The organism is Kitasatospora sp. NPDC057692 (genome assembly GCF_042799475.1).
Classification (GTDB): Bacteria; Actinomycetota; Actinomycetes; order Streptomycetales; family Streptomycetaceae; genus Kitasatospora.
Map to the genome: position 1 here is coordinate 1 of NZ_JBHVIV010000072.1, position 22,549 is coordinate 22,549.

Sequence of the window (22,549 nt, forward strand, 5' to 3'; positions counted from 1 at the left end):
GATCTCCTCCATCGACGTCGTCGGCCACGAGTTCGGCCACGGCATCGACCAGTTCACCCCCGGCGGCGCCAACAACGAGAACGGCCTGGGCGAGGCCACCGGCGACATCTTCGGCGCGCTCACCGAGGCCTACGCCAACCAGACCTCCCCGTACGACGCCCCGGACTACCTCGTCGGCGAGATGATCAACCTGGTCGGCAGCGGCCCGATCCGCAACATGTACAACCCCTCGCAGGTCAGCAACAACCCCAACTGCTACTCCTCCTCCATCCCGAGCACCGAGGTCCACGCGGCCGCCGGCCCGCTGAACCACTGGTTCTACCTGCTCGCCGAGGGCTCCAACCCCGGCGGCGGCAAGCCCACCAGCCCCACCTGCAACAACTCCACGGTCACCGGCGTCGGCATCAAGGACGCCGGCCGGATCTTCTACGGCGGCATGCTGCTCAAGACCAGCGGCATGACCCACAAGAAGTACCGCACCACCACCCTGACCGCCGCCAAGAACCTCGACCCCAGCTGCAACCTGTTCAACCGCACCAAGGCCGCCTGGGACGCGATCAGCATCCCCGCCCAGACCGGCGAGCCGAGCTGCACCGGCGGCCAGACCAACGAGTTCTCGCTGTCGCTGAACCCGGGCTCCGGCTCGGTCCAGCCCGGCTCCTCGGCCACCGCGACGGTCAACACCCAGGTGACCCAGGGCGGCGCCCAGAGCGTCAACCTGACCGCCTCCGGCGCCCCGAGCGGCGCGAGCGTCAGCTTCAGCCCGTCCTCGGTGCAGACCGGCGCCTCCGCCACGATGACCGTCTCCACCAGCGCGACCACCGCGCCGGGCACGTACGTCATCACGGTCACCGCCACCGGCCAGGCCACCCACACCGCGCAGTACACGCTGACGGTCGGCGGCGGCAACCCCGGCGGCAGCGCCCCCGACATCAGCGTCGCCAACGTCCAGGCGCACCTGACCCAGCTCAACACCATCGCCTCGCAGAACGGCGGCAACCGGCGTACCGGCACCTCCGGCTACAGCCAGTCGCTGGCCTACGTGAAGGCGAAGCTCCAGGCGGCCGGCTACCAGGTCAGCGAGCAGACCTGCTCCACCTGCACCTACACCGCCAACAACCTGATCGCCGACTGGCCGGGCGGCCCCGCCGACCAGGTCACCATGTTCGGCGCGCACCTGGACGGCGTCAGCGCCGGCCCGGGCATCAACGACAACGGCTCCGGCTCGGCCGTGCTGCTGGAGACCGCGCTCGTCCTCGCGCAGCAGAACCCGACCCTGACCCGGCACGTCCGGTTCGCCTGGTGGACGGGCGAGGAGCAGGGCCTGCAGGGCTCCAAGCACTACGTGAGCCAGCTGAGCTCGACCCAGCGCAGCGCGATCAAGGGCTACTACAACTTCGACATGGTCGGCTCGCCCAACGCCGGCTACTTCATCAACAACGTCAACTCCGCCACCTCGGCGCCGATGAAGGCGTACTGGGACTCGCTGAACCTCCAGCCGGAGGAGAACGTCGAGGGCCAGGGCCGCTCGGACGACGCCTCGTTCCAGTCGGCCGGCATCCCGACCTCGGGCTACGCGGCGGGCGCCAGCGCCACCAAGACCAACGCCCAGGCGTCGAAGTGGGGCGGCACGGCGGGCCGGGCGTACGACTCCTGCTACCACTCGTCGTGCGACACCACCAGCAACATCAACGCCACCGTGCTGGACCGCAGCGCCGACGGCGTCGCCTACACCCTGTGGAAGACCTCGGTGGGCAGCGGCCCGATCCCGACCAACGACTTCTCGGTCTCGGTCAACCCCTCCACCGGCAACGCCAAGCCGGGTGACTCCCTCAGCGCCACGGTGGGCACCCAGACCACCTCCGGCTCCGCCCAGACGGTGAACCTCGCCGTCTCCGGCGCGCCGGCCGGTGTGACCGTCTCGGTCAGCCCGTCCTCGGTGCAGTCCGGCGGCTCCGCGACGCTCAGCATCGCGGTCGGCTCGTCGGTCCCGAACGGGACGTACAACCTGACCGTGACCGGTACCGGTTCGGTCAGCCACACCAGCAGCTACTCGCTGGTGGTCTCCTCCGACCCGGGCCCCGGTGGCGGCACCTGGACCCCGGGCACCACGTACCAGGCGGGCGACGTCGTCACCTGGAACGGGGTCAGCTACCGGTGCCTCCAGGGCCACACGGCCCAGGTGGGCTGGGAGCCCAACATCGTCCCGGCCCTCTGGCAGGCGATCTGAGCGGACCGGATCGTCTCCGGGACGGGATAAGGGCGGTGCCGCGGTTCGTCGAGGGGGACGGATCGCGGCACCGCCGCATGTTCAGCGCCGGACGTTAGGCGCCGGACGTTCAGTGCCGACTGTTCACCGCCGCGTGTTCAGCGCCGTGTGTTCAGCGCCGGGACCTACCGGGCGGGCGGCCCATGCCGCCAGCGGCGCGACGAGCAGGGCCACCACGGCGCAGCCCGCGGCCAGCGTTCCGTAGCCGCCGGCCGCCACCACCGGGCCGGAGAGCAGTCCCCCGGTGCAGCCCGCGACCGAGAGTCCCACGTCGGCCAGGCCCTGGGTGGCCGCCCGGCGGGCGGGCGGCGCGGCGGCGGTGACGACGGCGGTCCCGCCGACCAGCCCCAGGTTCCAGCCCACGCCCGCCAGCAGCAGGGCCGCCGCGAGGACCGGCACCGAGTCCGCCGGCGCGAGGCCGGCCAGCAGGGCGGCGGCGGAGAGCGTGACGCCGGAGGCGGCGGCCACCGGGAGCGCGCCCCAGCGGTCGACCAGCAGTCCGCTGAGCGGGGACGGCAGGAACATCGCGGCGATGTGCAGCGAGACGACCAGGCCGATCGCGCCGGTGCCGTGGCCGTTGGCGGCCAGGTGGACCGGGGTCATGGTCATCAGGGCGACCTTCGGCAGCTGGCCGAGCACCATGATCCCCAGGCCGGTGGCCACACCCGGCGTCCGGACCGGGTCCCGGGCCGCCCGGTCGGCCGGTTCCGCCGCGGACGCCGGGGCGGGCGCTTCCGCCGCGGACGCCGGGGCGGGCGGGAGTGCCCCGGCCCGGGCCTCCCGGAGCGGATCGGGCCGCAGCAGGGCGCCGAGCACGACGGCCGCCACCGCGTACCCGACGGCCGCCAGCACGAACGGCGCGGCCGTACGGGGAATCCCCCAGTCCTCGGCCGGCCCGCCGACGAGGGCCACCAGGTTGGGCCCGGCCACCGCACCGAAGGTCGCGGCCAGCAGGACCCGGCTGACGGCCCGGCCGCGCCGCTCCGGGGCGGCCAGATCGGCGCCCGCGTACCGGGCGAGCAGGTTGGTGGCGGTGCCCGCCCCGTAGACCACCAGGGCGGGCAGCAGCAGGGCCACCCGGTCGGCGGCGACCGCGACCACCACACCGACGCTGCCCAGGGCGCCGACCGCGTACCCGAGTCCGAGCCCCGCCCGGCGCCCCCCGGACTGGCAGAGCCGCCCGAGGCCCAGCGCGCCGAGCATCGACCCGCCGGTGAACAGGGCGGTGGGCAGGCCGGCCAGTCCGGTCGAGCCGAGCATCTCCTCGGCGATCAGGGAGCCCACCACGACCCCGGCGGTCAGCCCGACGCCGCTCACCAGCTGGGAGGCCACCAGGACGGCCAGCACCCTTCGCTGCGCCGGGTGTTCGGGCGGGTTCCGGGGCCCGGCGACGACCTGCGGGGAGACCGTCATGCCGCCGCCGTCGGGCGCAGCGCCGAGATCTCCTCCAGCGACATGCCCAGTTCCTCGCTGAGGTAGCGGACGATGGTCCAGTGCTCCGGCGCGCCCTCGTCGAAGGGCCCGAACTCTCGGCAGTAGAGCGGGATCCAGCGCAACGCCTGCTCGGCGGCCTGCTCCCGGCCGGGCTCCTCCTGGTACGCCTCGTACGGGATGCCGCGGTGGTGGACGAAGTACCGGCCCGGCAGGCGCTCCTCGCACAGGGCGCGGTACTCGCGGGTCTGCAGGATGAGGTAGTGCCAGATCTCGTCGATGTGCTGCTCGACCGGCAGGAAGAGGCCGGCGAGCTCCTCGCGGTGGCGGGAGACCAGGTAGAGGTAGCGCAGGCACTCGGTCACCTGCCGCTCGGCGTCGGCGGGCGCGGCGCCGGTGCGCCCGGTCGTGTACGCCACCACCTCGGCGTGGAGGTCCTCGCCGAGCAGGGCCCTGAGGTCCTCGGCGGTGACCGGGGGCCGGCCGGCGTTCATCGGGCGCCTCCACGGGTTTCCCCGGCGGTCGGTGTCGGGGTCTGGGTCTGGGTCTGGGTCTGGGTCTGGGTCCGGGCGAGCCAGGCGTACTTGCCCGAGGCTCCGATCGGCAGGTGCTCGTGGTGCTCGACCCGGCACGGCCGACCGATCAGCCGTTCGGCCTCGCCGGCCAGGGTGTCCGCCTCGGCCGCCGTCAACGGGGCTCCGTCGAAGGTGGTGCAGCGGAGCACGGCCGCCTCCCCCCGGCCCGTCACGTCCAGCCGGTGGAGGAAGGTCCGTGGGGTGACCGCGGCGACCACCTCGTCGAGGTCGCCCTGGGCGACCGGGCCCCCGGGGGTGGGGAGCAGTTCCTTCTCCCGGCCGCAGAACCGGGCGATGCGTCCGGGGTCGGTGCTGCCGTCCAGGGTCCGGACGCAGTCCCCCGAGCGGTAGCGGACCAGCGGCATCCAGGGGTTGCGCACGCTGGTGACGATCAGGCTGTGGATCCCGCTCCCCGGGGCGACGGGGAGGAGTTCGACGCTCATCCCGTCGAGGTGGGGCAGGTACCGGCCGCTGCGGTCGCTGAAGTAGAGGTAGCCGAGCTCGGTGCTGCCGAACAGGTCGACGATCGGGCAGTCGAAGTGCTCGCGCAGGTACCGGGCGACGTTCGCGGGGGTGTGCTCGTAGGCGTGGACGATGCTCGCCGGCGGCGGGAAGTCCGCCCACAGGCCCCAGGCCCGGGCCTTGCGCACCAGGTGCGCGAGGTGGGAGGAGGAGCAGTCGAGGTGGTACCGGCCGCGCGGGTGCGCCCGGGCGGCCTCCCGGATCTCCGCGAGCATGCGCTCGACGTCCGACCGCCGCCAGAGGTCGGGGTCGAGCCGGAGGTTGACGTAGCAGGTCCGCTCGTCCAACCACCGGTCGTCCAGGGAGGGTTCGGCGGACGGCTCGCCGCCCCGCTTCCGGGCGTTGACCCGGGCCACGTGCTCGGTCGCCAGGACCGTGGTGAGGGAGACCCTGCGGCAGCCCTCCGCCCAGGTGTCGGAGATGTCGGGGTGCTCGCTCCACAGCCGGTAGTAGGACTTCAGCAGGAAGTACGGCGGCCGGATCAGCTGCATGCGGGCGTGGTTGGTGCCGGTGGAGAGCACGAACTCCGCCTCGCCCGCCGCCAGGGCCGCGGCGAGGCCGGGCGTCATCCAGTTGTCGGGGAATCCGCGGGCGATCTCGGGCTTCTCCAGAACGGGGAAGTACCCCCGCTCGATCGAGGCGCGGTAGAGGGGGATGTCCCTGATCCGGTCGACCACGTCGGCGGTCGGCTGGCCGTTCACTGTCACCTCCGGTCGGTGGGGCCCGGGCCGGCCGTTCGGCCGGCCCGGGCCGTCTCGGCGCTGTCCTGTGCGGTGCGTCGGGTCAGGAGATGCAGCCGGACTTCGCCACGCTGATGCACCCGGACTTCGCGACGCTGATGCAGCCGTCCTTGGCGCCGCGGGCCGAGTTGGCGGCGACCCAGCGCTTCCACTTGTCGTCCTGGGTCATCCGCTTGACGATCTGTTCCATTCGGACCTCCGAAGGGTGTCGGCCATCCGGCGGCGCGGATCGACGCCGCCATCGCGACAGTAAAGTGATGGTCAAGGAAGTGTCAATGACGGGTCATCAGACTCGGCCACAGCGCAGGGGATCGGCCACCGGGAGCCTTCCCCGCCGCCCGCCCCGAGCGCCGGGAAGGTCTAGACCGGAAAAGTGATCACGGCCCGCGAACTGGGCTTTCCCGCCGGTGAAAGGAAACCGTCCCGGCCAGTAAACGGGGGCCGCTCCCTCCGCCTAGCTTTCCTCTTGTCAGGGCACCGTTGTGAATTGGGTGGGGGAAGGCCGTCGCGCGTGCGCGTCGGCATGGAAGGAGGCGGACCGAGTGGCACACCAGCCACCCTCAGACTGGTACGGGGAACCCCTCGACCGGGACACCGCGGCAGAGATCCCCGAGGAGGTCCACCGGTGGCTGAAGCAGCACTACCTCCCCTTCTGCGCCACCGAGGCGTTCCGAATAGAGGGCGACCCGCGGGTCGACCCCCTGGAGGTCGCCATGGAAGGCGTCATCCGGGCCCTCTGCGACTGGGAGAACACCTGCGCCGACCCGCCGACCATCATCTACGAAACCGTCATGTCCTGGGCCGCCCAGCGCCGCCGCGCCGCGGCCGCCGAGCAGGCGAAGCTCGCGCTCCAGCCGCTCTCGCTGGTCCTCCGCGGCCACCTCGGTGAGGACGCCGACCGCCTCACGGCCGTCGACCGGCTCCAGCCCCGCCGACGAGCCGTCTACCACTGCCAGATCGTCTTCCGGATGAGCCGGGCCGAGACCGCCGAGACCCTCGGCATCTCCAAGGCCACCGTCGGCACGACCCTGCACTTCGCCCGGAAGGCGCTCAGGAAGCAGGAGCCCGATCTCGACCAGATCGAGGGCCTCATCAGGGAAGCCATGCAGGTCAACAGAGAGGACGACTGACACATGCTCACGCTCCAGACCACGAAGGAGACGCACGACAGCGAATCGGCCCCTGCCACCAGGCTGAAGATCTCCGCACCGCGGGCCTGCCCGGCGGTGTCGGACGAGGACTACCGGCGGCTGCGCGACGAAGTCGACCGCCGCCGCCGACTGCGCCGCAACGGAGAGGAGAACGTCGTGCTGCTCAACCCCGCGGCGAGCACCAGGCCGAGCACGCCCCGGGGCCGCCGGAGCGCCATGGTCATCAACATCACCTTCGAGAGCACCCGCGCCGACCTGGCCTGGCTCGTCATGGTCGTACTGGCCGGCGTGCTGGCCATGGTGGTCGAGCCGAGCAGGTGGACCGCCGGCCTCGCCGCCGTAGCGGGCGGCGGCGCCCAACTCCACCGGATCGCCCATCTCAGCACCGGGTGGCGACGGGGGCCGTGACCTGAGCAACGTTCAGGAGCACCACAGGACAGCTGCCCGCCGACGCGGATTCCGGCCCTGGCCGGCGGACAGCCCCGACAAGCACTCATCAGGAGCACTCGACATGTTCAACAATGGCACACCACGTAATCGAGCGGGCAAACACCAGGAGAAGAGCACGGCGATGCCCGAAACCACTCCGCCGGAGCAGATCGGCGCTACCCTTCCCGCCGTCGACCGGCAGGTTCCCGTCCGCACCCGCCGCTGGTGCCCGAAGGACCGCCGCGACAGCGGCCCCGAAGACCGCACCGAAGACCGCACCGAAGACCGCGCCGGCGACCGCGCCGGCGGCAGCCCCGAAGACCGCCCGGGCCACTGCCCCGACGGCGGCCCGCGGTCGGCCACCCGCGGAAGGCCGGGCCGCACCCGCCACCGGGTCATCACCGCCGTCCAGATCGTCGTGTTCACCGTCGGGAGCGTTCTCGGCCTGGCGGGCGGCCGCGTCGCCCTGCAGCACGGCAACGGACTCCAGCTGTTCGCGGCCAGCGCCTTCCTGTTCGGCGCCGCCACCGTCCTGCAGTTCTTCCGCCCGCAGGCCTCCTGCTGAGGATTCGTCAGGACGCCTCCTCCCTCAACTCCTGGCGCCCGGCGGCCGGTGACCGCCGGGCGCCGGCGCCCTCGCGCCGTCGCACCGCGCCGCCCGCGCGCCCCCCGGCGGGGCGGCGGCTGACGTAGAGTCGGCGCGGGCCGACCGTCAGCGACCGAGGAGATCCCGTGACCACCACCGCGAACCCCGGCTCCTCGCCCGCCCCGCCCGTGCCCGAGCTGCCGCCCGAGGCGGTCGAGGAGTGGCGCACCGAGGAGGCCGAGCTGGTCGAACTGCTGGCCCGGACCCGGCAGCGGCTCGGCGGCGTCGCCGCGTTCCGGATCGGCCCGCGGCCCACCGTCCTGGTCACCGACCCCGAGGCCGTCCAGCACGTCCTCGGCCGCCACCCCGAGCGCTACGTCAAGCGCTCGCACCGCGCCCGGATGCTGGCCGGGGACGGCGTACTGTCCGCGACCGGGGACGCCTGGAAGCGCCAACGGCGGATGCTCCAGGCCCAGTTCACCGGCCCCGGGATGCGCCGCCACGAGCATCGGATCACCGCCGCCGCGCGCCGCACCGCCGACCACTGGGCCGGCTTCGCGCGCACCGGCGAACGCATCGACATCGGCGAGGAGATGCGCCACTTCGCCCTCGACACCATCTGGCGCGCGCTCACCGGCCACCCGCTGGACCCGGCCACCGAACGCGAACTCGACCGCATCCCCGCCGTCGTGGCCGCCCTCCCCCAGCTGCCCGACGGCGAGCAGGCCCCCGACGCCGTCGCCGGGGACCTCGCCCGGATCGACGCCGTCGCGTACGCCGCCGTCGACGCGGCCCGCCGCCGCGAGGACGGCCCCGACGGCCCCGGGGTGCTGCGCGTCCTGCTCGACGCCGCCGAGCAGCACCCCGAGTACACCGACCGGCTGATCCGCGACGAGCTCGTCACCCTGCTCGTCGCCGGCCACGAGACCACCGCCACCACCCTGACCTGGCTCTACCTCCTCCTCGACGCCAACCCCGACGCCCGCGTCCGGGCCCTCGCGGCCGGCCCCGAGGGCTCGCCCGAACGGCGCGAGGCGGTGCAGGCGCTGGTCAGCGAGACGCTGCGGCTCTACCCGTCCGCGTGGATCCTCCCCCGGCACGCCCTCACCGAGGACACCCTCGCCGGCCACCGCGTCGAGGCCGGCACCGACCTGCTGGTCTGCCCCTACCTCACCCACCGCGACCCGGACCTGTGGCCCGACCCGGAGCGCTTCGACCCCGACCGCTTCACGCCCGGCGGCACCCGCCCCGCCCACCTCGGCGCCTACGTCCCCTTCGGCCTGGGCGCCCGCGCCTGTCTGGGCACCCAGTTCGCCCTCCGCGAGTCCACCGCCCTGCTCGAACTCCTGCTCCCCGCCCACACGGTGGAGTTCCTCAGCATCCCGTCGGGCTCCGTCTACAGCATCACCGTCCGCCCGGACGGCCCGACCCCGGCGGCCCTGGCCCCGGCCGCCACCGGCTGAGCGCCGCCGCACGGCGTGCGGAGGACCCGTGACCGTCGCCGGATCCACGGTGCCGTGCGTCATGGCACCGGGCGCAGCGGGGCGGTCCGGCTACGCTGCGGGAATGCCGTACGAGCTCACTGCCGTCATGGGACGTTTCGACCTGCTCAGAAGCCGGACTGCCGGGCTGCGGGACGCGGTTGTCGCCCCGCTCCGGCAGCGCCTGGGGCTGGTTCCCGTCACGCCGGCCGGTCTCCTCCCCGGTCAGGACGCCGCCGGGCCCGCGGATCGGCCGTTCGCGGTGCTGTCCCCGGCCTTCGAGCGGACCTTGAGCGACTGGTCCCGGAGCGGGCCGATCGCCTATGTGGAGGCGGACTTCCACGGAGGGGACGGCCACCAGACCGCCGCCGTGTGGCGGGACGGCGCGAAGGCGTGGGGCCCGGCCCACACCCGGGACTTCACCGGTCCACGGGAGGACTGGCCGATCAATGCCGCACTCGCCCTCCTCGGCGTCGTTCCGAGCGGTTCCGCGGAGCCGGGCCACCGCGACCTGTTCGTGGAGGCGGGCCTCGGCCGGGAACAGGACCTGGACGGCTGGCGGTCGGCCGGCCGGGCCGCCCGGTGGGCGGCGACCTACGACGAGTGGCACGCGGAGCACGAGCGGGCGGCGCGGGCCGCCGCGGAGTCGGAGAAGGCCAGAAGGCTGCCGGACGTTCCGGTGCCCCTGGACGGCAGGGCGATCATGGCCTTGCTCGGCCTGCCGCCGGGGCCCCTCGTCGGTGCGGCCACCCGCCATCTGCAGGACCTGCGTCTCGCCCACGGCCCGCTGTCCCGGGAGGAGGCCGTCGCCCGCCTGCGGACCTGGGCGGCGCAGCAGGTCCGGTGATCGGGCGGGTCGTCGTCAGTGGTGGCCCGCGCGGCGGAACTCGGAGGGCGGGCAGCCGTAGTGGGCGTGGAAGCGGCGGGTCAGGTGGGCGTGGTCGGTGAAGCCGGCGGTGGCGGCGATGTCGGCGAGCGGGAGGGAGGTGCGGGCGGTGAGGTGGCCGGCCACGTCGAGGCGGACGGCGAGCAGTTGGGCCTGGTGGGAGGTGCCGGCGGCGGCGAGGGCACGTTGGAGGGTGCGCGGCGCCAGGCCGAGCAGGGCGGCCGTTGCGGCAGGCGCCCGGGGGTCGGCCGGGTTCCGGGCGAACCGGGCGCGGACGGCGTCCAGGGGGCGCGGGGCGGTGGCGGCGGGGCCGTCGGTGCCAGCCGCCCGCTGCTGGCCCTGCTCCGGGTGGCCCCGCCGATCGGCCGCCGGATCCTGCGCGACGGCTGACGGGCCGGGCGGGGCCGGGCGGTGGTTATGCTGCAACGCATGGACATCGTCATCCCGCTCTTCGAGGGGTTCGAACCGCTCGACGCGGTCGGCCCCTACGAGATCCTCGCGCTCGTGCCCGGTGCCACCGTGCGCTTCGTCACCGCCGAACCCGGCCTGGTGCGAGACGCGTTCGGCGCGCTGCCGGTCCACGTCCCGACCGCGTACTCCGAGGTGGAGCACTGTGACGTCCTGCTGGTCCCGGGCGGGGGCGGCATCCGGCCCATGCTCGCGGACCCCGCCTTCGTCGACTGGGTGCGGCGGATGCACGACGGCACCCGGTTCACCACCTCGGTCTGCACCGGTTCCGTGGTGCTCGGCGCGGCCGGCCTGCTGAAGGGCCTGACCGCGACCACCCACTGGGCGGCGACCGCCGAACTGGAGTCCCACGGCGCCGTCTACACCGCCGACCGGGTGGTCCGGCACGACCGGCTGATCACCGCGGCCGGCGTCTCCTCCGGCATCGACATGGCCGTCCGACTGGCCGCCCTGCTCACCGACGAGGTCACCGCCCAGGCGATCCAGCTCTGCACCGAGTACGACCCGCAGCCCCCGTTCGACACCGGCTCGGTGGCCAAGGCCCCGGCCGAGGTGCTCGCCCGCGCGCAGGAGATCGGCTGACAGCCGGGTCGCGGGACGGCGGAGCGTCCGGAGGGGCGGAGCGGCCGTGCTGCCGCACGCCGACGAGGACGAGCGTTCCGTCGACGCGGGCACCTACGCGGCCGAGCCCGCGACGCTCGCCTTCGCCGAGCCCATCGTGGCGGCCCTGCTCTCCGCCGGGCTCGACGAGCGCCGGGCGGCCTCGACCAGCTGCTGCACCCCCTCGGCGCGCGGCCGCGCGCCGAGGGCGCACGCCGACACGCCGGCCCCCGGGGCACCTTCGGCAGCGGCCGCTGACCGGCGGGATCGCCGACCGGTGGGTGCCGGGAAGCTGCCGGTCGTTCTGCCGCCACCCCCCGCACCGGCGGCCCTAGCCTGGGCGTCCGGCGCGCAGGACCACGCTGACGCGCCGTCAGTACGGCGGCCCCACCCGGCCGCCGCCCCCGCCCGGAAGGATCCCGAGCCCCGCCATGACCACTCTCCGCAGCAGAGCCGCCGCCCTGGCGGCCGTCGCCGCCGTCGGGTTCGCCACCCTCACCACCGGAACCGCCCACGCCGCACCGGCCGCACCCCCGGCCGCCGGGGCGCCCGCCGCCGCGCCCGCCGCGACCGCGGCGCTGTCGGCCCCCACCCGCATCCCCGGCAACACCTCGATCGGCCGCAACCAGGCCTGGTACTCGCCGGACGGCCGGGTCGTGCTCGCCATGCAGGGCGACGGCAACGTCGTGCTCTACCGCGACGGCAAACCGGTCTGGGTCGCCCCCGGCGCCATGCCCGACGGCAACGTGCTGGCCATGCAGGGCGACGGCAACCTCGTCGTGTACTCCGCGAACAACACCCCGCTGTGGAACAGCCGGACGGGCGGCCGCTGGGGCGCCGAACTGGACATCTACAACGAGGGCCTGATCGCGGTCGCGCTGGACGGCAAGGCCCTGTGGACCTCCCTGCCGCCCAGCCCGGCGCCCCTCCCGCCGTGCCCGCCGTGGGGCCCGCCGATCCCCGGCCAGATCGTCTGGCCCTGGTGCCCGACCTGGCCCTTCCCCGCGTAACGCTCCCGCCCGGCCGCGCCGGCGGCCCGGCGAACGCCGGCGCGGCGCCCCCTCCGCCGGGAGGGGGCGCCGCCGTGGTCGGTGCGGGTCAGTCGCGCTCGACGTCGACCTCCGTCAGCCGCGCGAAGCGCTCGGGGTCCGTGCGGCGGATCCGGCGCGCCACCAGGTAGCCGGCCACTGCGACCAGCGGCAGCGGGAGCAGCAGGAGCGCGTTGACGAGGCCCGAAGCACCGGTCAGTAGGCTGAAGTTGAAGACGGCGAGCACCGTCAGCACGGCCAGCCCGCCGGCCGCCAGCAGCGGCGCCCAGACCACCCGGAAGGCCGAGAGGCCGCGCCGGTCGCGCCGGAAGAACGCCCAGACCGCCACCGCCGCGAGCGCCTGCATCGCCATGATGCCGAGCACGCCGACGCTGTTGGACCAGAGCAGCACCACCAGGTAGGGGTCGGCGGCCAGCACCGCGCCCAGCAGGATCACCAGCGCGTTGAAGCCGCTCTGCACCAGGACGGCCGGGCCCGGCGAGCCGGAGCGCCGGGAGATCCGGCCGAGCCGGCGGGGCAGCAGGCCCTCGCGGCCGAGCGCGTAGAGGTAGCGGGCGGCCGCGTTGTGGAAGGCGAGGGTCGAGGCGAAGGCGCTGACCACGATCAGGACGTGCATCGAGTCGGACAGCCAGAGGCCGACGAAGCGTTCGGCGGCGGTGAAGGTGAGGTCCGGCCCGTCGGCGGCCCGGGCGGCCTCGACGGCGGCGTCGGTGCCGTACGCGCCCATCACGATCCAGGTGCCGAGGGCGTAGAAGACGGCGAGGAAGCCGATCGCGATGAAGGTGGCCCGGGGCACGGTGCGCTGCGGGTCGCGGGCCTCCTCTGCGTAGATCGCCGTCGCCTCGAAGCCGGTGAAGGCGCCGATCACCAGCACGAACATCCCGGCGACGCCGCCCTGGGCGAGCAGCGAGGGGTCGAAGGAGACCGGGTCGAGGGCGGCCGTGCCGCGCTCGGAGAGCACCCCGCCCTCCATCACCAGCAGCGACAGCACCTCCAGGACGAGCGCCACCCCGAGCACCTTGGCGCTCAGCGTCACCTTCAGCCAGCCCAGGACGCCGACGATCACCACGCAGGCGCCCGACAGCAGCCACCACGGCACGTGCGCGCCGGTGCGCTGCTCGATGTGCTCGGCCGCGAAGTAGCCGAAGGCGGCGGCCACTCCGGGGGTGATGAGGTTGTAGCAGACCACCGCGACGTAGGCGGTGACCACGCCGAGGGTGCGGCCGAGGCCGCGCGCGACGTAGGCGTAGAAGGCGCCCGCGTTGCGGACGTACAGGCACATCGCGGTGAAGCCGGCGGCGAACAGGACCAGCAGCGCGCCGGAGATCAGGTACGCGGCGGGGGCCGAGGCGCCGCCGACGCCGATGGCGAACGGGGCGATGCCGGCGAGGACGGTGAGCGGGGCGGCGGCGGCGACCACGAAGAAGACCAGGTCGGTGGTGCCGATCTGGCCGCCCGCGAGGCGGCCCGGCGCGGACGCCTCGCCGGAGGCGGAGGCGGCGGGAGCGGGGGCGGGCCGGGTTCTTTCCGCGGAGGAGTTCACGGTGGGGGCGTCCTTCCAACAGGGGTGGAGCAGGGGGCCGGGCCGGGCGGGGGTGGGGCCCCGGCCGGCCGCCGGGAGGGTGGGGTCAGCGGGTGCGGTCGAGGACGACCCGGCCGCCGTGCAGCACGAGCAGCCGCTCGGGGTGGGCGGCGACCGCCTCGGGGACGGAGCCGGCGGCGACCGCCACCAGGTCGGCGGACGCGCCGGGCGCCAGGCCGTAGTCGGCCAGACCGAGTGCGGCGGCGGCGTGCGAGGTCACCAGGTCGGCGGCGAACCGCAGTTCGGCGTCGGTCATCAGCTCGCCCTGGAGGCCGATGATGGTGGCGCGTTCGAGCATGTCGCCGGTGCCGTACGGCCACCAGGCGTCGCGGATGTTGTCGGAGCCGGCGAACACCCGGACGCCGTACTCGTGCAGCAGCGTGACCGGCGGCATGGACCGGCTCGGGCCGTTGGTCATGATCGACACCCCGGCATCGGCCAACTTCCTGGCGGTGGGGATGAGTTCGTCGAGGCCGAGCTGACCCAGCGCGTACGCGTGGCTGACCGCGACCCGGCCGCCGAGGCCGAGGGCCGCCGTGCGGTCGGCGATGTCGCGCAGCTGGGAGGCGCCGACCGGGCCGCCGTCGTGGAGGTGGATGTCCACCCCGGCGCCGTGCCGCCCGGCGAGGCCGAAGACGATGTCGAGCTGGCCGTCCACGTCACCGTCGAACCCGGCCGGGTCCAGGCCGCCGATCAGCTCGGCGCCCTCCCGCAGGGCCGCGTCCAGCAGGTCCGCGACGCCGGGGGTGGCGACCACTCCGCTCTGCGGGAAGGCGACCAGCTGCACGCCGATGACGTCCCGGACGCGTTCGCGCACCTCCAGCAGGGCGTGCAGGTGGTCGAGGCCGGTGTCCGGGTCGACGTCGACGTGCGAGCGGACGTGGCCGGTGCCGAGGGCCGCCATCCGGCGGGCCAGCGCCTCGCCGCGCTCGGCGACGGGCGCGAGGCGGGCGACCTCGCGGCGCTGGACGCGCTCGGAGGCGATCTGGGCGCCCAGGTCGGCGGTGGGGCGGTGCGGCTGCCAGGGCGCGCCGAGGAAGGTCTTGTCCAGGTGGGCGTGGCCGTCGACCAGCGCGGGCAGCAGCAGCGCGCCGCCCAGGCGGACCGTGCCGGGGCGCTCGACGCCGGGGTGCTCGGCGGCGGCGCCGCGGTCCGGGTGCCGGGCGGCGGCCGGGGTGAGGGCGGCGATCCGGCCGTCGGCGAGGTGGACGTCGACCGTGCTGCCGTCGGGCAGCACGGCGTCGAGCAGGAGGTCGGGGGTGATCACATGAACGTCCAGGATTCGGGGGCTTCGAACCCGCCCGGGCCTGCCGGGAGTATCGGGGGACGGCGGCGCGGCCCGGGCGGGGGCCTCAAGCTATCTGGTATACCGAATACCAGACAAGGGGTATCGGGCACCGATCTGAAATGATCTGTGCAGCCCCGCGACCAGCGACCGCCCCCACCCGACCGGAGCACCCGATGACCGATACGCCCGGCGACGCCCACCAGTCACTCCGGGACCTCGTCTACGTCCAGCTGCGCGAGCGGATCATCGAGGGCGAGTACCCCGCCGGCCGCCGACTGGTCGAACGCGAGCTGGCCGAGACGATGGGCGTCTCCCGGGTCCCGGTGCGCGAGGCCGTACAGCGCCTGGAGGCGGAGGGCTTCCTCACCGTCCAGGCCCGCAAGGGCGCGGTGGTCGCCGGGTTCGGCGCCGCCGACGCCGAACACTTCTTCGCCGTCCGCGAGTCGCTGGAGGCCCTCGCCGCCAGCCTCGCCGCGCAGCACGCCACCCCCGCCGGACTGAAGAACCTCGAACGCATCCTCGCCCGCACCCGCCGGGCCGCCGAGGCCGGCCGGCTGCGCGAGACCGTCGGGCTCAACGCCGACTTCCACCGGGCGATCGTCGAACTGTCCGGCAACCCCCTGCTCCAGGAGATGATGGCGCCGCTCGACGGCCGGCTGCGCCGGCTGTTCCGCCTCACCTCCGACCCCGAGAGCAGCACGCCCATGTGCACCGAGCACGAGCAGCTGCTCGCCGCCCTCCGCGCCCGCGACCCCGGGGCCGCCGCCGACCTCGCCCGCCGCCACGTCGCCGGCACCCGCGCCTTCGCGCTCACCGCCCTGGGCGGCTGAGGACCGAGGGCGGCGCCGGGCTCCCAGGGTTCTGGGATGGGCAGGGCACCGGCCGATCAGCAGAATTGGCGTAGACCACTGGATCCCCCGCCGCCGGGCCCCGGCCCACGGCGGTGCCCGGCCGACCGGAGGCACCCATGAAGCGCAGACTCACCCGGATCCTCGCCCTGCCGGCCCTCGCCCTGGCCCTGGCGACCGGCCCGGCCGTCACCCCGGCCTCCGCCGCCACCGAGCACGAGTTCATCACCGACTACGGACAGGTGGGCCCGCTGCCCGCCCCCGTGACCCCGCCCGAGAAGTGCGTCTACCGACAGCTGCACCTGGACTCCGGCACCTACTCCTGGACCCTCAACAGCCCGGGCGGCAGCGCACCGGGCGAGGACATCCGGGTCCAGAACGGCGACTACACCTGGTCGCTGTGCGTGTACCCGCTCTCGCTCGTCTACACCCTGGAGACCGAGATCCGGCCGGTCGGGTCGAGGGACGGCTTCAAGAAGATGGTCACCTTCTCGACCTCCTTCGTGCACACCGCCACCTGGGGCTCCACGCTCTACCGCTGGGGACCGCTCTAACCCCCGTCCCCGCTCCGACCTGTCCCCGTCAGGCGGAAGCGCCCTCCCACCCGAGCCGGGTCGGAGGGCGCTTCCGGGCCGGGGCCGGCCGCTCCTCAACGCCCCCCGCGGGACGGGTCGGTGGACGGCGCGCCCGACCCGCTGCCGGTGGCGTTCGGGTCGGTCCTGGGCGCCGGGTCCGGGATGTCCGCCATCGGCAGCGACTGCTTGGGCGTGCCCCGCAGCGCCTGGTTCATGGCGTCCCGCCAGATCGGGCCGGGACCGTCGGCGCCGAACACCTCGGCGCGGTACTTCCCGTTGATGGTGATGTTGCGCATCTCCACACCCCCGGCCGGGCCGCCGAGCCAGACCGAGGTGGCGAGCTGCGGGGTGTAGCCGCTGAACCAGGCGGCCTTCTTGTGGTCCGAGGTACCGGTCTTGCCGGCGATCTGCCGGTCGCCCTCCAGGCTGAGCGCCGAGCCCGTACCACCGCTCTCGGTCACCCCGTTCAGGATGGTGTTCAGCACCTTGGAGGTGTTCTCGGAGAACGCCGTCTCGCAGCGGGCGGGCGGGACGGGCACGTCCTTGCCCTCGACGGTGGTGATCTTGTTGATGGCGACCGGGGCGCAGTACGTGCCGCCGGCCGCGAAGGCCGCGTAGACGCCGGCCATGGTCAGCGGGCTGACCTCCTCGACGCCCAGGGCCATCGCGGGGACCTCGTCCAGCGGCTTGCCGCTAGCCCGCGCGGTGATGCCGAGCTTGTTGGACATCTGCTTGACCGCGCAGAGGCCGATCTCCTGCTCCATCTGAATGAAGTAGGTGTTGACCGAGAGGGCCATCGCCTGCTTCAGCTGGTACGGGCCCTTCTCGCTCGCGGACTCGTTGGGCACCGTCGTCTTGGGCTTGCCGGTGTTCTTCCAGGTGCCGTCGCAGGTCTTCATCGTCGGGTACTCGATCCGGTTCGGCGACGAGTACTCCTGGGTCGGCGGCAGCCCCGCCTCCATCGCCGCGGCCGCGACGACCGGCTTGAACGTCGAGCCGGGCTGGAAGCCGTTGCCGCCGCCCATCGCCGCGTCGACGTTGAGGTTGACGACGGTCTGGTTCTTGGCCTGTTCCAGGCCGTACGGACGGGTCTGGGCCATCGCCAGGATCTTGCCGGAGCCCGGCTCGACCATGCTGGCCGCGGCCGAGACGCTGTCGGTGACCCGCACGTTGGAGCTCACCGCCTTCTGGGCGGCGGCCTGCTTGTCCGGGTCGAGGGTGGTGTAGATGTTCAGGCCGCCCTGGTCCCAGAACTTCTTGCGGTCGGCGGCGGTGCCCCCGAAGACCGGGTCGTGCTTGACCACCTGCCGGACGTAGTCGCAGAAGAAGCCCATGCCCTCCTGGGCGGTGATGCAACCCCGCTGCGGGTCCTTGTACTTCAGGCCCAGCGGAGTCGCCTTGGCCTCCTTCGCCTGCTCCTCCGTGATGTGCTTGTTCTCCAGCATCTTGTCGATCACGGTGTTGCGGCGGTTCAGCGCGGCCTGCGGGTGTGCCTTCGGGTCGTACTGCGAGGGGTTCTGGACCAGGCCGGCCAGGGTGGCGGCCTCGGCGACGGTGAGGTCCTTGTTGGACTTGCTGAAGTAGCGCTGGGACGCGGCCTCCACGCCGTAGGCGCCGTTCCCGTAGTACGTGATGTTGAGGTAGTTGGTGAGGATCTGCTCCTTCGTCAGGTCCTCCTCCAGCTTGATCGAGATCTTCAGCTCCTGGATCTTGCGGCCCAGGGTCTTGCGCATGGCGTCCCGGACGGCGTCCTGGTCCTCGCCGGCCTTCTCGATGTTGACGTTCTTCACGTACTGCTGGGTCAGCGTCGAGGCGCCCTGGGAAGCGGTGCCGCTCTCCGCGTTCTTGCTGATCGCGCGCAGCACGCCCTTGAGGTCGACGGCGCCGTGCTCGTAGAAGCGGGCGTCCTCGATGTCGACCTGGGCCTGCCGCATGTACGGCGACATCTGCTCGGCGGTGATGACGGTGCGGTCGCGCTCGTAGACCTTGGCGATCAGCCCGCCCTTGGCGTCGAAGACCTGGGTGGCCTGGGTGAGCGGGGGCGTCTTGAAGTCGTCCGGAATGTCGTCGAACCCCTCCGCCGTGTTCTTGGCGGTCAATCCGAGTGCGCCCGCGGCGGGCAGCGCGAGGCCGGCGAGCAGTGCACCGGACACCACGCTCACCCCCAGGAAGGTCGCGCCGTAGCGGGCGAACCGCAGCGCTGAATTCTTCCGGGAAGGGGCGGGCGGCTCGTCTTCGGGCGCACTCCATATCGGGGGGAGATTCGATTCCATGCCGGAATGCTAACCCTCGGCCCTGATGGATCGAACAGTTTTTCCCGGCGGACTGTCACAGCTCTGCAACAGGCCCGGGGGGCGACCGGAACCCGACAAATGGCATACGAACTTCACCGCCGGGAGGGGATATTGAGCACGGCATCCAGACACCACTGGGACGCGGTGGGCGCCGCGAAAGGTTGCACACCCCGGGGCACGATCCGGGTCGCCGGTTCGGACCGGAACGGCCCGAAAGGGCAGGCGGTCTGCCCCGCGACCCCTTCCGCCCCGCGGTTCACACCGCCGGGCCGATCCTGTTTGCTGGTCCTGCCCTGTCACACCCGGCCCCTCCCCACCCCGTGCCGTCCCGTCCAGCCCGCCCGCACCCTCACCCTCACCCGGAGCCACCCGCCATGACCGCACCCTCGCCTCACGCCGCCGGCCCGCTGTTCGCCGCCGTCGACATCGGCGGAACGAAGATCGCCGGGGCACTCGTCGACTCCGCCGGAACGCTCGCCCACCGCATCCAACTGCCCACTCCGGCACGGGAGTCGGCGGCCGAGGTGCTGGCCGTCGTGCACCGGGTGCTGGACCACCTGGCCGCCGCGCCGCGGTGGGGCGGGGTCACCGCCGTCGGCCTCGGCAGCGCCGGCCCGGTGGACCTCGCCCGGGGCACCGTCAGCCCGGTCAACATCCCCGGCTGGCGGGAGTTCCCGCTCACCGCCGAGGTCGCCGCCCACCCCGCGGTGGGCGCCCGCCCGGTCGCGCTGGCCGGGGACGGTGTGGCGATGGCGGCCGCCGAGCACTGGCGCGGCGCGGCCCGCGGCGCCGACAACGCGCTCTGCCTGGTGGTCTCCACCGGGGTCGGCGCCGGCCTGGTGCTGGACGGGGCCGTGCGCCCCGGCCCCAGCGGCAACGCCGGGCACCTCGGCCACATCACCGTCGACCTCGACGGCGAGCCCTGCCCGTGCGGCTCGCGCGGCTGCCTGGAGGGCGTCGCCAGCGGCACCGCGATCGCCCGCCGTGCCCTCGCCCGGGGCTGGCGGCCCGCCGGGGACGACCGCTCCGCGCGCGCGGTCGCCGAGGACGCGAAGGACGGGCACCCGGTGGCCCTGGCCGCCTTCGACCGGGCGGCCCAGGCGCTGGCCGCCGGGATCGCCGCCACCACCACGCTGGTCGACCTGCGTCGGGTGGTGATCGGCGGCGGGGTGGCCGCGGCCGGCCCGGTGCTGTTCGAGCCGCTCGCCCGCCATCTGGACCGCTACGCCGCCCTGCCCTACGTCCGCGGGCTGGACGTGCGGCGCGCCGAACTCGGCGCCGACGCCGGGCTGATCGGCGCGGCCGCGCTCTGCCGCTGACCACCGGCACCTGGTTCACATCCGAATTCCCCACCACCGCCGCGGAGTTCGGCCTCCAGCGGCTCGCCCTTCCGGCCCGGCCGCACCCCCGGGCGTCACTCCCGCCCCCCGTCCGCACAACCAGGCGCACAACCGGTCCGCACAAGCCGTCCGCACAACCAAGCAGGATCCTGCCCCAGCAGGATCCTGCCACTCATCGATCGGGGTCGCGGCGGGGGTCAGCGGGCGCGACGCCCGTCCGGGATCACCGAAACGCCCCTGGTGAGGGCAGCGGGGTTCGGCAGGCATCGACGGGCCTGGTGGTGCCCGGAGGACGCCGTGGAGAGCGACCCGCGCGGCGAGGCGATCGCCACCCGGGGCGGTGCCACCGGAGCCGCTTCGTCGGCGAGGAACCCGGAGAGGAACCGTCGCTCCGCCGGGCTGAGCGTGCGGGACCGGCCGGAGACCGCGTCCCTGGCGACCACGACCGTCCGTGCCCGCATGAACGTGTGCGTGTCACGGCACACCTTGACCACGACGTGTGCGGAACTGCGCCCCAGTCGTTCGACCGTGAGCCGCACCAGCAACGGTTCCGGCCGGTGGTGCAGTTGTTCCAGATAATCGATCTCGTGCCGGGCGATCAGGAATCCGGACGGGAACAGCGATTCCCGCACGGCGACCGCGTGGTGGCAGAACAGGTCGTAAATTCCCTCCTGCACGTACGAGACCAGCCGGGCGTTGTTGATGTGCCCGTTCTCGTCGACGTCGGCCCACCGGGTGGGACAGACCACCACATGGGCGTTGACGTCCACCGCCTGGGTGGCCGCCGCGCTCACCGCTGCTCTGCCGTGGAACCGGTGAGCAGCAGTGCCCGGCGCAACCGCGCGTAGTAGACGGCGTGTTCGGACGCCATCCGGGCCGCGGTCCAGCCCTCCTCGGCGGCCTCGGCGGCGGCCTCGACGACCAGGCTGTCGAGCACGCCGTCGACCGCCCGGCACAGATCCGCCACCGCCGCGAGGCGGTTGGCGACCTCCGTTCCGCGGAACGCGGCGCGGGCCGGGAAGGCCGCCAGCGATTCCACGGCGAGCCGCAGCTCGTCGACGGCCTCCGACCTCGATTCCGAAACGAAATTGCGCACAGTTCTCTCCCTGAATGGATGGGGATGGGTGGGGCATTTCTGGATGGTGCGAACCCGCCGAGCGGGCCCGGATCCCCCCGGCGCCATGGACGCTATCCCAGCCCGGGGCGCTACCGGGAGGTATACGGAACCGGAGCGAAAACTGACCACTATTGGAGTAGTTTGGCGTTGCATAAAATCAGCCGCATCCACCGAATGCCAGCCCGGTCCGGCCCGTCCCCCGCCCCCTCCCCCGGTCGTTCCCCAGGTCCTTCCCCCCGTCCTTCCCCCGGTGCCGCCGACCGCCCCCGGGCTCATGCCCCGCTCCCCCAACTGGTCCACCAGCGCGCCTTGTAGAGGTGTGTGCCGGGCAGCGTCCGGCTGCCGTCCGGACGGTGCAGGGTGAGCACCGAGGTGCACCAGGAGCAGGGGCCGGCGTGGTCGGGGGCGGCGGTGAGCAGCCGCCCGGTGCCGGGCTCGTCGCCCACGCTCTTGATGTCCCGCTCGGCGCCCTCGCCGCCCAGCCGGATCCGGGTGAAGCGGTCCGCCGTCGGGTCGAAGCGCCACAGGTGCGCCGCCGTGCTCACCCAGAACCGGCCGGGTGCGGCGAGCACCGGCGCCAGGTCGTGGCCGCCCGGTTCGGGCAGCGGCACCGTGCGCTCGGCGGTGAGCGCCGGCGCGGCCGCGGTGCCGCCCACCCGCAGCGCGGTCAGCGTGTCGTCGCCGAGCGCCCAGAGCAACCCGGTGCGCCGGTCCCAGTGCACCCCGTGGGCGCCCGGCAGCCGGAACTCGGCGTGCGCGGTGCTGCGCGGACCGAGGGAGGCGGTGTACAGCCGCACCCAGCCCCCGGTGGAGGCGGCGACGGCCACGTTGCCGTCCGGGAGCAGTTCGGCGCTGTGCGGGTTGGCGCGCGGTCCGGTGTCGGCGGCCCAGGCGGTGGCGCCGGTCACGGTGTCGACGAGGGCCGCCAGGCCTCCGGAGGCGGTGGCCAGCAGGTACCGACGGCCTTCCCTCACCCGGCTCTTCGCCTCGTCCGGCAGCGCCCAGGTGCGGCGCGGGTCGAGGTCGGCGAGGTCGCCGGCGGTGTCCGCGGACCACGACCAGACCACCGGCTGCCGGTCCGGGCCGCGGTAGGCGATCAGCTCGTCCGCGCCCTGCACCACCAGCACCCGGCGCGAGGCCTGGTCCACCACGGCCACCGCCCACCCGAGCCGCACCCCGGCGGCCGTCGCCGGCACCGCGCCGGCGCCCACGACCAGGGCCGCAAGGCCCGCCGTCGTGCGCCACAGCCGGGCCCGCTTCGACACCGCCGGCACCTCCCGTCGTCCGTCCCCCGCCACCACCGTGCGGTGCTCCCCGG

At 73.9% G+C, this 22,549-nt stretch carries 23 protein-coding genes; 11 read left to right on the top strand and 12 right to left on the bottom strand.

Annotated elements, in window-relative coordinates; all coding sequences use genetic code 11:
• Positions 1-2,230, top strand: a 2,230-nt coding sequence (locus tag ACFVFS_RS30930; protein WP_380628123.1) for a M28 family peptidase, incomplete at its 5' end; no start/stop codon positions are given.
• A 123-nt stretch (positions 2,231-2,353) separates the two neighbouring features.
• On the opposite strand, the gene ACFVFS_RS30935 is transcribed toward ACFVFS_RS30930, so the two are convergent.
• The 4 genes from ACFVFS_RS30935 to ACFVFS_RS30950 form a co-directional block, all read right to left on the bottom strand.
• On the bottom strand, positions 2,354-3,682 hold the full coding sequence (locus ACFVFS_RS30935) for an MFS transporter (protein WP_380628124.1): 1,329 nt from the start codon (positions 3,680-3,682) through the stop codon (positions 2,354-2,356).
• A complete protein-coding gene (locus ACFVFS_RS30940) occupies positions 3,679-4,194 on the bottom strand; it encodes a hypothetical protein (protein WP_380628125.1) in 516 nt (171 codons plus the stop codon). Before ACFVFS_RS30940 ends, ACFVFS_RS30935 begins: the two co-directional genes overlap by 4 nt.
• On the bottom strand, positions 4,191-5,498 hold the full coding sequence (locus ACFVFS_RS30945; protein WP_380628166.1) for a hypothetical protein: 1,308 nt from the start codon (positions 5,496-5,498) through the stop codon (positions 4,191-4,193). Before ACFVFS_RS30945 ends, ACFVFS_RS30940 begins: the two co-directional genes overlap by 4 nt.
• A gap of 82 nt (positions 5,499-5,580) precedes the next feature.
• Positions 5,581-5,727: a hypothetical protein gene (locus ACFVFS_RS30950; RefSeq protein ID WP_380628126.1), complete on the bottom strand. Its 147-nt coding sequence runs from the start codon at positions 5,725-5,727 to the stop codon at positions 5,581-5,583.
• Positions 5,728-6,079: 352 nt separating this feature from the next.
• Between ACFVFS_RS30950 and ACFVFS_RS30955 the strand changes: the two genes are divergently transcribed.
• From ACFVFS_RS30955 to ACFVFS_RS30975, 5 genes are all read left to right on the top strand, one after another.
• Positions 6,080-6,667: an RNA polymerase sigma factor gene (locus tag ACFVFS_RS30955; RefSeq protein ID WP_380628127.1), complete on the top strand. Its 588-nt coding sequence runs from the start codon at positions 6,080-6,082 to the stop codon at positions 6,665-6,667.
• Between the two features lie 3 nt (positions 6,668-6,670).
• Entirely contained in the window at positions 6,671-7,096 is a 426-nt protein-coding gene (locus tag ACFVFS_RS30960; protein WP_380628128.1) for a hypothetical protein, read from the top strand.
• Positions 7,097-7,199: 103 nt separating this feature from the next.
• Complete coding sequence (locus ACFVFS_RS30965) at positions 7,200-7,682, top strand: hypothetical protein (protein WP_380628129.1); 483 nt, start codon at positions 7,200-7,202, stop codon at positions 7,680-7,682.
• Between the two features lie 167 nt (positions 7,683-7,849).
• Positions 7,850-9,166 carry a cytochrome P450 gene (locus tag ACFVFS_RS30970; protein WP_380628130.1) on the top strand — a complete coding sequence of 439 codons (1,317 nt, stop codon included), beginning with the start codon at positions 7,850-7,852 and terminating at the stop codon, positions 9,164-9,166.
• A 103-nt stretch (positions 9,167-9,269) separates the two neighbouring features.
• Positions 9,270-10,031 carry a hypothetical protein gene (locus ACFVFS_RS30975; RefSeq protein WP_380628131.1) on the top strand — a complete coding sequence of 254 codons (762 nt, stop codon included), beginning with the start codon at positions 9,270-9,272 and terminating at the stop codon, positions 10,029-10,031.
• A gap of 15 nt (positions 10,032-10,046) precedes the next feature.
• Here ACFVFS_RS30975 and ACFVFS_RS30980 read toward each other — a convergent pair whose 3' ends face one another.
• Entirely contained in the window at positions 10,047-10,496 is a 450-nt protein-coding gene (locus tag ACFVFS_RS30980) for a helix-turn-helix domain-containing protein (protein ID WP_380628132.1), read from the bottom strand.
• A gap of 3 nt (positions 10,497-10,499) precedes the next feature.
• Between ACFVFS_RS30980 and ACFVFS_RS30985 the strand changes: the two genes are divergently transcribed.
• On the top strand, positions 10,500-11,120 hold the full coding sequence (locus tag ACFVFS_RS30985) for a DJ-1/PfpI family protein (RefSeq protein ID WP_380628133.1): 621 nt from the start codon (positions 10,500-10,502) through the stop codon (positions 11,118-11,120).
• A 93-nt stretch (positions 11,121-11,213) separates the two neighbouring features.
• Here ACFVFS_RS30985 and ACFVFS_RS30990 read toward each other — a convergent pair whose 3' ends face one another.
• Positions 11,214-11,360 (bottom strand): hypothetical protein, encoded by a 147-nt coding sequence (locus ACFVFS_RS30990; RefSeq protein WP_380628135.1) that lies wholly within the window; start codon positions 11,358-11,360, stop codon positions 11,214-11,216.
• Positions 11,361-11,569: 209 nt separating this feature from the next.
• Between ACFVFS_RS30990 and ACFVFS_RS30995 the strand changes: the two genes are divergently transcribed.
• The gene (locus ACFVFS_RS30995) at positions 11,570-12,148 is read left to right on the top strand and encodes a hypothetical protein (RefSeq protein WP_380628136.1); all 579 of its coding nucleotides are present in this window, start codon (positions 11,570-11,572) and stop codon (positions 12,146-12,148) included.
• Positions 12,149-12,236: 88 nt separating this feature from the next.
• Here the strand turns inward: ACFVFS_RS30995 and ACFVFS_RS31000 are convergent, their stop codons facing one another.
• Both ACFVFS_RS31000 and ACFVFS_RS31005 read right to left on the bottom strand, forming a co-directional pair.
• Positions 12,237-13,730: an APC family permease gene (locus ACFVFS_RS31000; protein ID WP_380628137.1), complete on the bottom strand. Its 1,494-nt coding sequence runs from the start codon at positions 13,728-13,730 to the stop codon at positions 12,237-12,239.
• 85 nt (positions 13,731-13,815) lie between these two features.
• A complete protein-coding gene (locus ACFVFS_RS31005; RefSeq protein ID WP_380628138.1) occupies positions 13,816-15,036 on the bottom strand; it encodes an amidohydrolase family protein in 1,221 nt (406 codons plus the stop codon).
• Positions 15,037-15,230: 194 nt separating this feature from the next.
• On the opposite strand from ACFVFS_RS31005, the gene ACFVFS_RS31010 reads away from it, so the two are divergent.
• Together ACFVFS_RS31010 and ACFVFS_RS31015 are read left to right on the top strand one after the other, a co-directional pair.
• Positions 15,231-15,887, top strand: coding sequence for a GntR family transcriptional regulator (locus ACFVFS_RS31010; RefSeq protein ID WP_380628139.1), 657 nt, complete (start codon positions 15,231-15,233; stop codon positions 15,885-15,887).
• A gap of 137 nt (positions 15,888-16,024) precedes the next feature.
• Entirely contained in the window at positions 16,025-16,459 is a 435-nt protein-coding gene (locus ACFVFS_RS31015) for a hypothetical protein (protein ID WP_380628140.1), read from the top strand.
• Positions 16,460-16,554: 95 nt separating this feature from the next.
• Here ACFVFS_RS31015 and ACFVFS_RS31020 read toward each other — a convergent pair whose 3' ends face one another.
• On the bottom strand, positions 16,555-18,753 hold the full coding sequence (locus ACFVFS_RS31020) for a transglycosylase domain-containing protein (RefSeq protein ID WP_380628141.1): 2,199 nt from the start codon (positions 18,751-18,753) through the stop codon (positions 16,555-16,557).
• A gap of 395 nt (positions 18,754-19,148) precedes the next feature.
• On the opposite strand from ACFVFS_RS31020, the gene ACFVFS_RS31025 reads away from it, so the two are divergent.
• On the top strand, positions 19,149-20,093 hold the full coding sequence (locus ACFVFS_RS31025) for an ROK family protein (protein WP_380628142.1): 945 nt from the start codon (positions 19,149-19,151) through the stop codon (positions 20,091-20,093).
• Positions 20,094-20,311: 218 nt separating this feature from the next.
• On the opposite strand, the gene ACFVFS_RS31030 is transcribed toward ACFVFS_RS31025, so the two are convergent.
• The 3 genes from ACFVFS_RS31030 to ACFVFS_RS31040 form a co-directional block, all read right to left on the bottom strand.
• On the bottom strand, positions 20,312-20,908 hold the full coding sequence (locus ACFVFS_RS31030; RefSeq protein WP_380628143.1) for an acyl-CoA thioesterase: 597 nt from the start codon (positions 20,906-20,908) through the stop codon (positions 20,312-20,314).
• On the bottom strand, positions 20,905-21,210 hold the full coding sequence (locus tag ACFVFS_RS31035; protein WP_380628144.1) for a hypothetical protein: 306 nt from the start codon (positions 21,208-21,210) through the stop codon (positions 20,905-20,907). The genes ACFVFS_RS31030 and ACFVFS_RS31035 overlap by 4 nt, the downstream gene beginning before the upstream one ends.
• 293 nt (positions 21,211-21,503) lie before the next feature.
• Positions 21,504-22,496, bottom strand: coding sequence for a DUF6528 family protein (locus tag ACFVFS_RS31040; RefSeq protein ID WP_380628145.1), 993 nt, complete (start codon positions 22,494-22,496; stop codon positions 21,504-21,506).
• Between the last annotated feature and the right edge of the window lie 53 nt (positions 22,497-22,549).

Coding starts and splice junctions, on each gene's coding strand:
- ACFVFS_RS30935 (WP_380628124.1), bottom strand. CDS start 3,682: ATGACGGTCTCCCCGCAGGTCGTCGCCGGGCCCCGGAACCCGCCCGAA.
- ACFVFS_RS30940 (WP_380628125.1), bottom strand. CDS start 4,194: ATGAACGCCGGCCGGCCCCCGGTCACCGCCGAGGACCTCAGGGCCCTG.
- ACFVFS_RS30950 (WP_380628126.1), bottom strand. CDS start 5,727: ATGGAACAGATCGTCAAGCGGATGACCCAGGACGACAAGTGGAAGCGC.
- ACFVFS_RS30960 (WP_380628128.1), top strand. CDS start 6,671: ATGCTCACGCTCCAGACCACGAAGGAGACGCACGACAGCGAATCGGCC.
- ACFVFS_RS30965 (WP_380628129.1), top strand. CDS start 7,200: ATGTTCAACAATGGCACACCACGTAATCGAGCGGGCAAACACCAGGAG.
- ACFVFS_RS30975 (WP_380628131.1), top strand. CDS start 9,270: ATGCCGTACGAGCTCACTGCCGTCATGGGACGTTTCGACCTGCTCAGA.
- ACFVFS_RS30985 (WP_380628133.1), top strand. CDS start 10,500: ATGGACATCGTCATCCCGCTCTTCGAGGGGTTCGAACCGCTCGACGCG.
- ACFVFS_RS30995 (WP_380628136.1), top strand. CDS start 11,570: ATGACCACTCTCCGCAGCAGAGCCGCCGCCCTGGCGGCCGTCGCCGCC.
- ACFVFS_RS31010 (WP_380628139.1), top strand. CDS start 15,231: ATGACCGATACGCCCGGCGACGCCCACCAGTCACTCCGGGACCTCGTC.
- ACFVFS_RS31015 (WP_380628140.1), top strand. CDS start 16,025: ATGAAGCGCAGACTCACCCGGATCCTCGCCCTGCCGGCCCTCGCCCTG.
- ACFVFS_RS31020 (WP_380628141.1), bottom strand. CDS start 18,753: ATGGAATCGAATCTCCCCCCGATATGGAGTGCGCCCGAAGACGAGCCG.
- ACFVFS_RS31025 (WP_380628142.1), top strand. CDS start 19,149: ATGACCGCACCCTCGCCTCACGCCGCCGGCCCGCTGTTCGCCGCCGTC.